15 protein-coding genes are annotated in these 12,109 nt (G+C 66.3%); 12 read left to right on the top strand and 3 right to left on the bottom strand.

Annotated elements, in window-relative coordinates:
- The 3 genes from argH to G570_RS02800 are packed head-to-tail and all read left to right on the top strand — an operon-like array spanning window position 1 to window position 2,521.
- Window positions 1-1,365 carry an argininosuccinate lyase gene (gene argH / locus G570_RS02810; RefSeq protein ID WP_037498928.1) on the top strand — a complete coding sequence of 455 codons (1,365 nt, stop codon included), beginning with the start codon at window positions 1-3 and terminating at the stop codon, window positions 1,363-1,365.
- Window positions 1,362-1,664, top strand: a complete 303-nt coding sequence (locus tag G570_RS02805; protein ID WP_245600247.1) for a hypothetical protein — start codon at window positions 1,362-1,364, stop codon at window positions 1,662-1,664. Before argH ends, G570_RS02805 begins: the two co-directional genes overlap by 4 nt.
- Window positions 1,661-2,521, top strand: a complete 861-nt coding sequence (locus G570_RS02800; protein ID WP_037498926.1) for a UTP--glucose-1-phosphate uridylyltransferase — start codon at window positions 1,661-1,663, stop codon at window positions 2,519-2,521. The genes G570_RS02805 and G570_RS02800 overlap by 4 nt, the downstream gene beginning before the upstream one ends.
- Here G570_RS02800 and G570_RS02795 read toward each other — a convergent pair.
- Together G570_RS02795 and G570_RS02790 are read right to left on the bottom strand one after the other, a co-directional pair.
- Entirely contained in the window at window positions 2,518-3,057 is a 540-nt protein-coding gene (locus G570_RS02795) for a response regulator (protein ID WP_169731722.1), read from the bottom strand. The two genes, G570_RS02800 and G570_RS02795, sit on opposite strands and share 4 nt — an antisense overlap.
- 35 nt (window positions 3,058-3,092) lie before the next feature.
- A complete protein-coding gene (locus G570_RS02790; protein ID WP_037498923.1) occupies window positions 3,093-3,659 on the bottom strand; it encodes an HNH endonuclease in 567 nt (188 codons plus the stop codon).
- Between the two features lie 250 nt (window positions 3,660-3,909).
- On the opposite strand from G570_RS02790, the gene gluQRS reads away from it, so the two are divergent.
- From gluQRS to G570_RS02745, 9 genes are read left to right on the top strand one after another with little or no spacing between them, the layout of a single operon-like run.
- Window positions 3,910-4,770: a tRNA glutamyl-Q(34) synthetase GluQRS gene (gene gluQRS / locus G570_RS02785; RefSeq protein WP_037498920.1), complete on the top strand. Its 861-nt coding sequence runs from the start codon at window positions 3,910-3,912 to the stop codon at window positions 4,768-4,770.
- Between the two features lie 10 nt (window positions 4,771-4,780).
- Window positions 4,781-4,984: an HIG1 domain-containing protein gene (locus G570_RS02780; RefSeq protein ID WP_037498918.1), complete on the top strand. Its 204-nt coding sequence runs from the start codon at window positions 4,781-4,783 to the stop codon at window positions 4,982-4,984.
- 2 nt (window positions 4,985-4,986) lie between these two features.
- On the top strand, window positions 4,987-5,559 hold the full coding sequence (locus tag G570_RS02775; protein WP_037498915.1) for a cob(I)yrinic acid a,c-diamide adenosyltransferase: 573 nt from the start codon (window positions 4,987-4,989) through the stop codon (window positions 5,557-5,559).
- A 49-nt stretch (window positions 5,560-5,608) separates the two neighbouring features.
- Window positions 5,609-6,841, top strand: coding sequence for an ergothioneine biosynthesis protein EgtB (gene egtB / locus G570_RS02770; RefSeq protein WP_051503971.1), 1,233 nt, complete (start codon window positions 5,609-5,611; stop codon window positions 6,839-6,841).
- Window positions 6,825-7,784, top strand: coding sequence for an L-histidine N(alpha)-methyltransferase (gene egtD / locus G570_RS02765; RefSeq protein WP_037498912.1), 960 nt, complete (start codon window positions 6,825-6,827; stop codon window positions 7,782-7,784). The genes egtB and egtD overlap by 17 nt, the downstream gene beginning before the upstream one ends.
- Before the next feature lie 42 nt (window positions 7,785-7,826).
- A complete protein-coding gene (locus G570_RS02760) occupies window positions 7,827-8,108 on the top strand; it encodes a YggT family protein (RefSeq protein WP_037498910.1) in 282 nt (93 codons plus the stop codon).
- Between the two features lie 4 nt (window positions 8,109-8,112).
- A complete protein-coding gene (gene folD / locus G570_RS02755) occupies window positions 8,113-8,997 on the top strand; it encodes a bifunctional methylenetetrahydrofolate dehydrogenase/methenyltetrahydrofolate cyclohydrolase FolD (RefSeq protein ID WP_037498907.1) in 885 nt (294 codons plus the stop codon).
- Window positions 8,997-9,626: a hypothetical protein gene (locus tag G570_RS13030; RefSeq protein ID WP_051503970.1), complete on the top strand. Its 630-nt coding sequence runs from the start codon at window positions 8,997-8,999 to the stop codon at window positions 9,624-9,626. The genes folD and G570_RS13030 overlap by 1 nt, the downstream gene beginning before the upstream one ends.
- On the top strand, window positions 9,623-10,255 hold the full coding sequence (locus tag G570_RS02745) for a MarC family protein (RefSeq protein ID WP_037498904.1): 633 nt from the start codon (window positions 9,623-9,625) through the stop codon (window positions 10,253-10,255). The genes G570_RS13030 and G570_RS02745 overlap by 4 nt, the downstream gene beginning before the upstream one ends.
- A gap of 6 nt (window positions 10,256-10,261) precedes the next feature.
- Here G570_RS02745 and G570_RS02740 read toward each other — a convergent pair whose 3' ends face one another.
- On the bottom strand, window positions 10,262-12,073 hold the full coding sequence (locus tag G570_RS02740) for a hypothetical protein (RefSeq protein ID WP_051503969.1): 1,812 nt from the start codon (window positions 12,071-12,073) through the stop codon (window positions 10,262-10,264).
- Window positions 12,074-12,109: the final 36 nt, after the last annotated feature.

The following is a 12,109-nucleotide window of genomic DNA, read 5'->3' as shown; positions in this document are numbered from 1 at the left end:
ATGTGGGGCGGGCGCTTTGCAGGCGGCCCGGCCGCAGTGATGCGCGAGATAAATGCCTCCATCTCGGTCGACAAGCGATTATGGCGCCAAGACATCGCCGCCAGTCGCGCGCACGCCGCCATGCTGGCCGATCGCGGCATCCTTAGCGACGCCGACGCCAAGGCGATCGACGCCGGCCTCGCCGAAGTCGGGCTTGAGATTGAACGCGGCGAGCTGGTCGAGGACCCGGCGCTCGAAGACATCCATATGCATGTCGAGCACCGCCTGAGCCAGAAGATCGGCGACGCCGCGGGGCGGCTCCACACCGCCAGGTCGCGCAACGACCAGGTTGCGACCGATTTCAAGCTGTTCGTCCGCCAGTGCATCGACGACAGCATCGCCGGACTGGACGCGCTGGAAACGGCGCTGATCGGGCGAGCCGAACAGCATGCCGCCGACGTCATGCCGGGCTTCACCCACCTCCAGTCAGGCCAGCCGGTGACGCTTGGCCACCATCTGATGGCCTATCGCGAAATGGTCGTCCGCGACCGCAGCCGCTTCGCCGATGCGCGGCGGCGGATGAACGAATCGCCGCTTGGCAGCGCGGCGCTGGCGGGCACGGGTTTCGATCTTGACCGCGACGCCACGGCGTCGGCGCTGGGCTTCGACCGCCCCACCGCCAACAGCCTAGACGGGGTCAGCGACCGCGATTTCGTGGTCGACTATCTCCATGCCGCCGCGCTGACCTCGGTCCACCTGTCGCGGCTGGCGGAAGAGATCATCCTGTGGGCTTCGCAGCCGTTCGGCTTCGTGAAACTGCCCGACGCCTGGTCGACCGGCAGCTCAATCATGCCGAACAAGCGCAACCCCGACGCGGCCGAGCTGGTGCGCGGGCACAGCGGGCGGATCATCGGCGACCTCGTCGCCATGCTGGTCATCCTGAAAGGATTGCCGCTGGCCTATGCCAAGGATTTGCAGGACGACAAACCGCCGCTGTTCGACGCGCACGACCTGCTGGGCTTGAGCCTCGCCGCGATGGCGGGAATGATCGCCGACCTCGAATTCGTGCCCGAAAAGATGCGCGCGGTCGCCGCCGCTGGCCATGCCACCGCGACCGACCTCGCCGATTGGCTGGTCAGAGATGCGGGTGTCCCGTTCCGCGAGGCGCACCATATCAGCGGTCGGGCTGTCGCTGCCGCCGAAGCCGCCGGCAAGGCCTTGGATGATCTGACGCTCGACGAACTTCGCGCCATCGATCCGCGCATCGACGAGCGCGTCCTGCCGCGCCTGTCGGTTGAAGCGTCGGTCGCATCGCGTCGCAGCTATGGCGGCACGTCGCCCGACCGGGTAAGGGAAGCCATCCGCACGGCGCGGGAGGGACGATGAGCAGGAAATGGGCGTTGGCCGCGACGGCCTTGTTGCTGGCCGGATGCGGCAAAGTGGCCGATCTGGAGCCCCAGGCTGGCCATGCGCTGCCCCCCAAGCCCGCGGTCGCCAAAGCGACGCCCGATTCCTCGGCCCTGCTTCGCCTGCCGACCCAAGCAGCGCCCGGACGCGTCGACGAGTTGCTGAAAAAGGGCAAGCCGCGCGAGCCCGACCGCTTCGACCTGCCGCCGCCCAACGGCAGCGGCCAGGATCCGACGCCGAGCACCACCGGCCCCGACAATGCGGATGATCCCAAATGACCAAGCCCGTTCGCAAGGCGATTTTCCCGGTTGCCGGCCTCGGCACGCGGCTGCTGCCCGCGACCAAGACTATGCCGAAAGAAATGCTGACGGTCGTCGACCGGCCGCTGATCCAATATGCGGTCGACGAAGCACGCGAAGCGGGCATCGAACAGATGATCTTCGTCACCGGTCGCGGGAAAAGCTCGCTGGTCGATTATTTCGACATGGGCTTCGAACTGGAAGCGACCATGAGCAAGGCGGGCAAGAGCCTCGACCCGCTCGCCCCTGCCAAGACCGGGTTCGGCGAAATCGTGTCGGTCCGCCAGCAGCAGCCATTGGGTCTCGGCCACGCGATCTGGTGCGCCCGCCATATCGTCGGCGACGAACCTTTTGCGGTGCTGCTGCCTGACGACCTGATGGTCGGCCAGCCCGGGGCGCTCAAACAGATGGTCGATGCCTACGCAACGCTGGGCGGCAACATCGTCTGCGCGCAGGAAGTGCCCGCCGACAAGACCGCCAGCTACGGCATCATCACGCCGGGCGAGACGCGGGGCGACGCGACCGAAGTTCGCGGACTGGTTGAAAAGCCCAAGCCCGAAGACGCGCCCTCGCGGCTCGGCGTCGTTGGCCGCTACATCCTGCAGCCAGAAGTGATGGACATTCTCGGCCGCGGCGAAAAGGGGGCCGGCGGCGAAATCCAGCTGACCGACGGCATGGCCAAGCTGATCGGTCGGCAGCCGTTCCATGCGCTGAAGGTCGATGCGGTCCGCCACGACTGCGGCGACAAGGCGGGGTTCGTGCTGGCCAACCTGGCGATCGCGCTCGACCGGCCGGATCTTCGCCCGATGATCGAGGATTATCTCGCCAGCCGCTAGGCCCGACCGGCGATCTGGCTGAGCCGCAGGCGTTCCGCTTCGCTGGCCTTCAGCCGGTCGCGAAGCTCGCCCAGTTCGATTGCCCGCGTAGTCACACGCTCGTCCAGCTTGTGGCGGTCCAGGTGAAGCCGCTCGATCGCCGCCGCCCGCGCCAGTCGACGCGCAATCCGCGCGATCAGCACCTCGAAATGAAAGGGCTTGGCGACGACGTCGTCGGCGCCAGCGCCGAATCCGTCGATCGCACCCGACTTGTCGGAACGGCCTGCGACCAGGACCACGGGCGTTTCGCGGATCACCGTGTCGGCCCGGATCATCCGCGTCAGGTCGATGCCGCTCAGCGATGCCATGCGAAGCTCGGCGACGACCAGATCGATCTTCTGCCGGTGCATTTCCGCCAGTGCGTCGGCGGAATTGGGACAGCCGATGACCCGGTAACCCGCCTCACCTAAGCGCTTGGCCATGACCCGCAAGGCGCTGGCCGACGGCTCGACGATCAGCAGGCGCGGCGGGCGGACGGGACTGGGCGTGACGTTCATGCCGACGACCATCGCCGAAGATGGTTAACAAGGCGTTAGGGGTCGAGCTCGACATCCCAATAAAGATAGTCGCGCCAGCTTTGGTGCAGGTAATTGGGCGGGAAACTCCGGCCGTGTTCCTGCAACTGCCAGCTGGTCGGGCGGATCGGATCGTGCGCGATATGCATCTGTGCCTGGCGCGGCGTACGCCCGCCCTTCTTGAGATTGCAGGGCGCGCAGGCGGTGGCGACATTTTCCCAGCTCGTCCGGCCGCCCTGAGCACGCGGGACGACATGGTCGAAGGTCAGCTCCTTGTGGCTGCCGCAATAGACGCAGCGGAAATGGTCGCGCAGGAACAGGTTGAAGCGGGTGAAGGCGGGATATTCGTTCGGCCTTACATATTGGCGCAGCGCGATCACCGATGGCAATTTCAGGCTGGCGGACGGACTGTGCACTTCGCGGTCGTAATGGGATACCACGTCGACGCGTTCGAGGAACATGGCTTTGACCGCGGTCTGCCACGGCCATAGCGAGAGCGGGTAATAGCTCAGCGGCGTATAGTCGGCGTTGAGCACGAGGGCGGGGCAACTGTCCGGATGGCGGAGGAGGTCGGTCTGATACACGGCGCAAGGTTCTCCAGCGTTCGTGGATCGATGGACCCTTTGAACGCCGCACCCCCCGGCCGTGTCGCACTCATGGCGGGAGACCGGCGGCCGAAAGGCCCGTCTTTCCGTCTGTCGCGCCCCCGGATGCCAACCCGGGGTGACGACAACATGACAGCAAAATGGGGATTCCGGGTCAAGAGTCGCTTTTGCAACAGTTATGGCAAAAGTCGCGACATATTGTGGCGTGGAAGCACGACACACCCATGATATGGCGCTGGCGATGACCGTGACCCGCTTTGCCCCCAGCCCCACCGGCCTCCTGCACCTCGGACACGCCTATTCGGCTGCGATCAGCCATCGTTTGGCGCGGGATGCGGGCGGGAAGTTCCTGGTGCGGATCGACGATCTCGATCCCGGTCGCTGCCGCCCCGAGTTCGTGGACGCAATCCTTGACGACCTCGACTGGCTCGGCCTGGCACCGGATGCTGCGCCTCTGGTCCAGTCGCAGCGGACCGGCCTGTATCAAGCGGCCCTCGACCGATTGAAGGCCGCGGGCCTCGTCTACCCCTGCTTCTGCACCCGCGCCGATATCGCCCAGGCGTTATCGGCACCCCACGGCGGCGCGACCGGGACCTACCCCGGCACCTGCCGCGGCCTGCCCGACGATCCCGACCGGCGCGCGTCGACACCGCACAGCTGGCGCCTAGATGCGGCGAAGGCGATCGACGGCGCCGGGTTGCCCGGATGGAAGGAAGTGGACGGAGCGAAATTTTCGACCCGGCGCGACCAGATCGACGACGCCATCCTCGCCCGCAAAGACGCCCCGGCGAGCTATCACCTGTCCTGCGTCGTCGACGACGCGGACAGCGGCGTCACGAGGGTGGTGAGGGGAGTGGACCTCCGGTCGTCGACGCCCATCCAGCGCCTGCTGCAGGCGCTGCTCGGCCTTCCGGAACCTGTCTACCTGCACCACCCGCTGGTGTTGCACGACGACGGTCGCCGTCTCGCCAAGCGCGACCGTGCGCCGACGCTGGCAGCGATGCGGGATGCGGGGGTCGACGGCGGGGCCCTTGCCGATACGCTGGCACAAGGGCGACTGCCTCTAGGATTTCGCTTCGGCGACGCCTAGATAGGCAAGCATGAACGCGCTTCTCATCATCGCCCTCGTCGTGGCAATGGGTGCCACTGCCTACGTGCTTGTCCGCGGGGTCATCGCCATGGCCAACGGCAAGGACGTGTCCGGCGAGATCCAGCAAAATTACATGCAGAAACGGGTGATGTTCCAGGCGATTGCCATCGTCATCGTCATCCTGATCCTGATCGCCGCCGGCGCCGGGAAGTAACGCTGGTCAAGCTCAACAAAATCTACACCCGGACCGGCGACGGCGGCACCTGCGGGCTCGTCGACGGCAGCCGCGTCAGCAAGGCGGGGCCACGCATCGCCGCCATCGGCGAGGTGGACGAAGCCAATTGCGCGATCGGCGTCGCCATCGCCGCATTCGGGGATGGCGACATCGCCGAGCGCCTGCGCCGCATCCAGAACGAACTGTTCGACCTCGGCGCGGATATCGCGACCCCGTTCGGTACCGACTTCGAAGAACATGCGCTGCGCATCGTCGAGCGCCAGCCGGTTCGGCTGGAGGAAGAGATCGACGCGATGAACGCCGATCTCGCGCCGCTGACCAGCTTCATCCTGCCGGGAGGGTCGATGGCGGTGGCGCAGCTCCACATGGCGCGGGCCACCGTACGCCGCGCTGAGCGGGAGGCCGTCGCGCTGGCCGACAAGGAAGAGGTCAATGCCCACGCGCTGGCCTATCTCAACCGCCTGTCCGACCATCTGTTCGTAACCGCGCGCTTCGTCGCGGCGAAGGAAGGCGGGGACGTGCTTTGGCAGCCGGGGGCCACGCGCGACGCCTGATTGAAACGTTTCCCGGCCATAACAGTTTGTACAAGTTAAGGAGCGGGACGTGGCACGAGCGGACGAGCAGGGAAGGCAGACGCTGGCCGATCGGCTGGCTGCGACCCGCGCGCTGACGCTAGGCCTCGCCGCGCAGCTGAGCGACGCCGACGCCGCCATCCAGCCCCACCCCGACGCATCGCCCGCCAAATGGCATCTGGCGCACACGACCTGGTTCTTCGAAACATTCATCCTGCGCGACCATGTGCCCGGTTACCGCCTGCATGACGAGCGCTGGCCGTTCCTGTTCAACAGCTATTACGAGGGCGAAGGCGAACGCCATGCCCGCGCCAGACGGGGAATGATCAGCCGCCCCAGCCTCGACGAGGTCCGCGACTGGCGGATAGCGGTCGACGAGGCGCTGCAAGCCGCCTTACCCGGTCTTTCGCCCGAAGCGCTGAAGCTGGTCGAACTCGGCATCCACCACGAACAGCAGCACCAAGAGCTGTTCCTGACCGATATCCTCGCGACGTTGGCGGAAAACCCGCTCGAGCCGGCCTACGGCGGTCTTGCCGCTGCGGCTTGCTACGCGACCGAACCGCTTGCATGGATCGACGGACGCGAGGGACTGGTCGATATCGGTGCCGCTGAGGAGGGCTTCGCTTTCGACTGCGAACGCCCGCGACATCAGGCGCTGCTGCACCCGCACGCCATCGCCAACCGCTGCGTTACCAACGGCGAATGGCAGCAGTTCATCGCCGATGGCGGCTACGCCAATGTGTCGCTGTGGCTGAGCGAGGGCTGGGACTGGCGACAGTCGAACCGCATCGAACGACCGCTCTACTGGCACGACGACGGCAGCCACTTCACCCTCGCCGGACGGCGCGAGATCGACCGCGCCGCGCCGGTCGCGCACATCAGCTATTACGAAGCTGACGCCTACGCCCGCTGGGCCGGTGCGCGCCTGCCGACCGAATTCGAATGGGAAGACGCCTTCGTCTCGGCCGATCCCAACATCGGCCACCAGCTCGACCAGGCAGGACCGGTGCTGCCGAAGCCGGGCGGCGGACCGTTCGGCGACGTCTGGCAATGGACCCAATCGGCCTACCTGTCCTATCCCGGCTTCGCGCCCGAAGAAGGCACCGTCGGCGAATATAACGGCAAGTTCATGTGCGGTCAGTTCGTGCTGAAGGGTGCAAGCTGCGCGACCCCGCGCGGCCACAGTCGCGCCACCTACCGCAATTTCTTTCCCCCGGCCGCGCGCTGGCAGTTAACGGGAGTGCGTCTTGCAAAAAACGGTTGAACGGGTCGATCCGGCGTTTCGGGCCGATGTATTGAACGGCCTTGCCGAACCGATCCCCGCCATTCCCGCGCGTTGGTTCTACGACCGGCGCGGGTCGGAACTGTTCGACGACATCACGCGCCTGCCCAGCTATTATCCGACCCGCACCGAAACGGCGCTGCTGCAGGCGCGCGCCAGCGACATCGCCGACCGCGTGGGGCGCGGCGGGGCGCTAGTCGAGTTCGGCTCGGGAAGCTCGACCAAGACGCCGATCGTGCTCGATGCGCTGCGACCGGCCGCATATGTGCCGATCGACATCAGCGGCGACTATCTGCGCGACAGCGCCGCCGCTTTGGCAGCCGATTTTCCACAGATCGACGTCATCCCCGTCGAGGCTGATTTTACCAAGCCCATGGCTCTCCCCGATAAAGTCCGCGGGATGGGCCGGGTGGGATTTTTCCCGGGCTCGACCATCGGCAATTTCGTGCCCCGCAGCGCGACCGACCTGCTGCGCCATTTCCGAACCGTGCTCGGGACCGGATCGAAGCTGCTGATCGGCATGGACCGAGTGAAGCCGGTGGACCGCCTGATCGCGGCCTATGACGATCCCGAAGGCGTCACCGCCGAATTCAATCGCAACCTGCTTCGCCGCATCAATCGTGAGCTGGACGGCGATATACCGGTCGAGGCTTTCGACCATGAGGCGCGCTGGAACGACATGCTGGGTCGCATCGAAATGCACCTCGTCGCCAACCGCGACGTCGCATTCAGGGTCGAAGAGCGGCGCTTCCGCTTCGCCAAGGGCGCATCGATCCACACCGAGAATAGTCACAAATACGGCCCGCGCGGCGCGCGCCTGCTGCTGCTGGCGGGCGGCTGGACCCCGCTGGCCGAATGGACCGACGCGAACGAAGATTTCGCGCTGATCCTGGCCGAAGCCCAGCCCGACCGCTTCGCACCCTGAAGCGATGTTGCTCGCGGTGGCGTAGGTCGCTAAGCCACCGCCATGGGAACTCTCATCCAGATCATCCTCTACCTGCTGTCGGTCCTGTGGTGGCTGATCGTAGGACACGCCATCCTCAGCATGTTGTTCGCGTTCAACGTGCTGAACTATTCGAACACGGGCCTCCGCTCCTTCATGGACGGCCTCGATCGGCTGTTGCAGCCGCTCTACCGGCCCTTCCGCAAGATCCTTCCGCCGATCAACGGCATCGACTGGTCGCCGTTCCTGGTGCTGGTCTTGATCGGCGTCATTCGCATCCTGCTTTACAACATTCCGATCGGTTAAGGCCGTGAGCGCGCGGCGGATCGACGGCAAGGCAGCGGCCCTGGCGCTGCGACACAAGGTCGCCGACGGCGTCGCCGCGTTCCGCGAAACCGTCGGTCGCGCGCCTGGCCTCGCGGTCGTGCTGGTCGGCGAGGATCCGGCGTCGTCGGTCTATGTCCGCTCCAAGGGCAAGGCGACGGTCGAGGCGGGGATGGACAGCATCGAACATAAGCTGCCCGACACGACCAGCGAAGCCGACCTGCTGGCGCTGGTCGACCAGCTCAACAACGACGCAGCCGTCGACGGCATCCTCGTCCAGCTTCCGCTCCCCGGCCACATCGACAGCGCCAAGGTGATCGACGCGATCGCTCCGGCCAAAGACGTCGACGGCTTCCACATCGAAAACGCCGGTCGGCTGGCGGTCGGGGCCGAGGCGATGGTGCCCTGCACCCCGCTCGGTTGCCTTCACCTGCTGAAGACGGAACTGGGCGATCTTACCGGCATGGATGCGGTGGTAATCGGCCGATCGAACATCGTCGGCAAGCCGATGGCGATGCTTCTGCTGGGCGAAAGCTGCACCGTCACCATCGCGCATAGCAGGTCGAAGGACCTGCCAGCTCTGGTCCGGCGCGCGGACATCGTTGTTGCCGCGGTCGGTCGCGCGGAAATGGTCCGCGGCGACTGGATCAAGCCGGGGGCGACCGTCATCGATGTCGGCATCAACCGTATCGCTAGCGACGACGGCAAAAGCCGACTGGTGGGCGACGTCGCCTTCGATGAAGCGGCCGAGGTCGCGGGCGCGATCACGCCAGTGCCGGGCGGTGTCGGGCCGATGACCATCGCCATGCTCCTGCGTAACACGCTGGTCGCGGCGCATCGGCGCGAAGGCCTGCAGGACCCGCAGCTTTGATGCTGGCCTTGCTCCTCGCGGCGGCGGCCGAGCCGCAAGACGCCATCGCGGCGGAAAGAGCCTTCATCGCCGACGCGCAGAAAAACGGCCAATGGACGGCATTCCGCAATTGGGCCGCATTCGACGCGCTGATGTTCACGCCTGAACCGACCTACGCGCAGGATTTCCTGCGCAAGCGCGCCGACCCGCCCCAATCGGTCGATTGGGCGCCGGCGCTGTCCATCGTCAGCTGCGACGGGCGCGTCGCGGTGAACCACGGACCTTGGTGGAAGGGCGACGGGCACGGCACCTTCACCACCATCTGGTTCGAACGCGACGGCAAGTGGCGCTGGACCTATGACGGCGGCCAGAGCGGAACCGCCGTCGGCCCCGTCCCCAAGGATCCAACGGTTCGGAAAGCCAGCTGCAATCACCTTCCGCCGCGCGGACCGGCGAATGCATATGGAACCGGCCGACTGGGCACGCCCGACGGCAAGGCGCCGTCGACCATGCAGGGCTCTTCGGACGACATGTCGCTGCGCTGGGGCTGGACCCGCGACCCGGACGCCAAGGAACGGCGGATCGTCGTCGAAACCTGGAACGGCTGGACCTACGACGTCGCCTTTGCCGAAACGGTGGCGGACGAATGATCGAGCTGGCGACCTCCGCATTCCTGACGCTGCTGGTCATCATCGACCCGCCGGGCTGCGCGCCGATCTTCGCGTCGCTGACCGCGGGGACCGACGCCAGGCATCGTCGCAACATGGCGATCCGTTCCTGCCTCGTCGCCTGGTCGATCCTACTGTTTTTCGCTTTGCTGGGCGAACAATTGCTCAGCCACATGGGCATTTCCTTGTCCGCTTTCCGGCTGGCGGGCGGGATCATGCTGTTCATGATCGCGCTCGACATGGTGTTCGAACGCCGGACCGAACGGCGCGAGGAGCGGGCCGAGGAAATCAAGGGCACGCCCGAAGCCGAGGATATCAGCGTCTTCCCGATGGCGATCCCGATGATTGCCGGCCCCGGGTCGATCGCGTCGATCATGCTGTTGAACGCCCGCGCCGATGGCGTCGGCGAAAGCATCGTGGTGCTGGGCGCGATGACCGCGGTCATCCTGATCACGCTGGTCGCGCTGCTCGCGGCCGGACCGCTGATGAAATTCATCGGCCCCAAGCTGGAAGCGATGATCACCCGTATCCTCGGCGTGATCCTGGCGGCCCTAGCGACGCAGTTCGTGCTCGACGGCCTCGAACGCTCGCTCCCCGGCCTCGCCGCCTAAAGCGACCTAGCGGACGACCTTCCACATCCTGAACGGCGAATCCTTGCCGAGATCGACAGGCTGGAGCCAGGCCGGGACCTTCCCGCCGACCAGCTGGCTGTAAAAGCCCTTCGGCGTTTCGGTCGTGAACAGCGTTGCGGTCGCCATGTCCGGGCAGATCAGCAGATAGTCGCTGCCATAATAGTCGACGATCCGCCGCGCCTGTGCCTCGTCCCCGCGGAACGCCTTCATCACATCGACGATGGCGTTGTAATTGCGGTGATAGGGTCCACCGACTGCATCGTGATGGGTCATGACGATCAGCCGCGGCCCGAGATCGACGAAGCTGAAGACCAGGCCCTTGGGCAGACGGTCGAGCGGCGCCAGCGCCTTTGCGCTGGTGCAGTTACGGTTTGCGGCGCCGACCCTTTTCTGGATCGGCTTGTCGGCCTTTTGCGGCAGGGCGTTGATCACCACCGGCACCAGCGCACCGAGGCTCAGCGTGATGACGATCACGCCGATCAGCCGGGTCAACAGCTTTTCGGCATTGAGCAGTGCATTGCCGACCAACACCACGAGGCCCGCCGCCGCCGGCAGCGCCATCATCTGTGCCGCCGGGGCCGCGCGCATCTGCCATGCCAGCAGCCCGAGCCCGGCGACGGCGGGGAGGGCGATCGCCAGCATCCGGCGCAGCAGGTCCCGACCTTCGGCGCCCAGTTTCCACGCGTTTCGCACCAGCAGCGCCCAGCCAACCAGACCGATTGCCGGGAAGGCGACCGTGATCGATGCCGTGCGCCAGTCGAACCGATAGAATGGTCGCGCCTCCTTGACGCGGTTGAGCCACAGGTCGGTCGCTTCCTGCGAGACGCCTTCCAGCCGCTGCAGGCAGTGAGGCCATGACAAGGCATGGAAGGCCGCGACGCCGACACCGGCCACCGCCGCCGCGACAAGCCGCGACTTCCAGCCGTCGAAGCGAAGGTAGCTGAGTGCGACCATAACCGCCGCGCCGACCGCGGCATCGGACAGCCATACCGGCGACAGCGCATCGCATACCGGCAGCCGGTTGGCCTCGCTCGCGAACAGCAGGTAGCCGAGGCCCGTGCTGGCGGCGAGCGTCGCGGCGTAGGCCGTCATCCGTCGCCGCTCGTCGCGTTCGGCCACCCACATCAGCACCGCCGCGCCGCCAAGCAGCGCGAGGTAGATCAGCATTTCCAGCCCGACGATTAGCGAGAGGCCGGTCGCCAGCCCCATCACCGCGCCGCCGCGCGCCTTTCGCGGATCGGCCATGCCGGCGATCGCCAGCGACAGGAACGCGAGCTGCCAGCCGTGATGATCGATCCTGAGCGGCGAAAACATGCCGATGGTCGAATAGGCGCTGACGAGGCCGAGCAGCGGCAGGACCCACGCCTTCTCGCCGACCAGTCGCCGCACCGTCAGCGCCAGGCTGAACGCCAGCAGCGACAGCGGGAGGAGCGGCGCCAGCCCCGAAGCCCAACGTTCTGCCGCGGCCGTCCCGATCATCGGCTTCAGCAGCAGGATCAGCCCTGCGATCGGCAGGTCGACCAGCCGCGACCAGTGTATGTTCGCGCCGCCGTGGAGCGGGTCGAAGCGATGCTGGCGAAGGTCGAACCAGCCCTGCCCGTTCAGCCACGCCCGTACTTCGGCCAAGCGGAGATTGTCGTCGGTGTCGCCCAGCGCGAGCGCGTTGATCGCGGGCATCTTGTGCCAGATCATGAAGGCCACGTAGAGCAGCCAGATCGCCAGCAGCAGCCAGACCCAGCGCTGCGCATAGACGCGTTTCGCCTGGTCCCAGCGTGCCAGCATTTCTTCTTCGGTCATGACGGCGATGTTCCCCCCGGGTTCTGGACAAGTTGA

The sequence above is a fragment of the Sphingomonas jaspsi DSM 18422 genome (assembly GCF_000585415.1).
In the GTDB taxonomy this organism is placed as follows: Bacteria; Pseudomonadota; Alphaproteobacteria; order Sphingomonadales; family Sphingomonadaceae; genus Sphingomicrobium; species Sphingomicrobium jaspsi.
The sequence above is the reverse complement of the archived record's forward strand: the minus strand, read 5'-3'. Positions and strand labels throughout refer to the sequence as shown.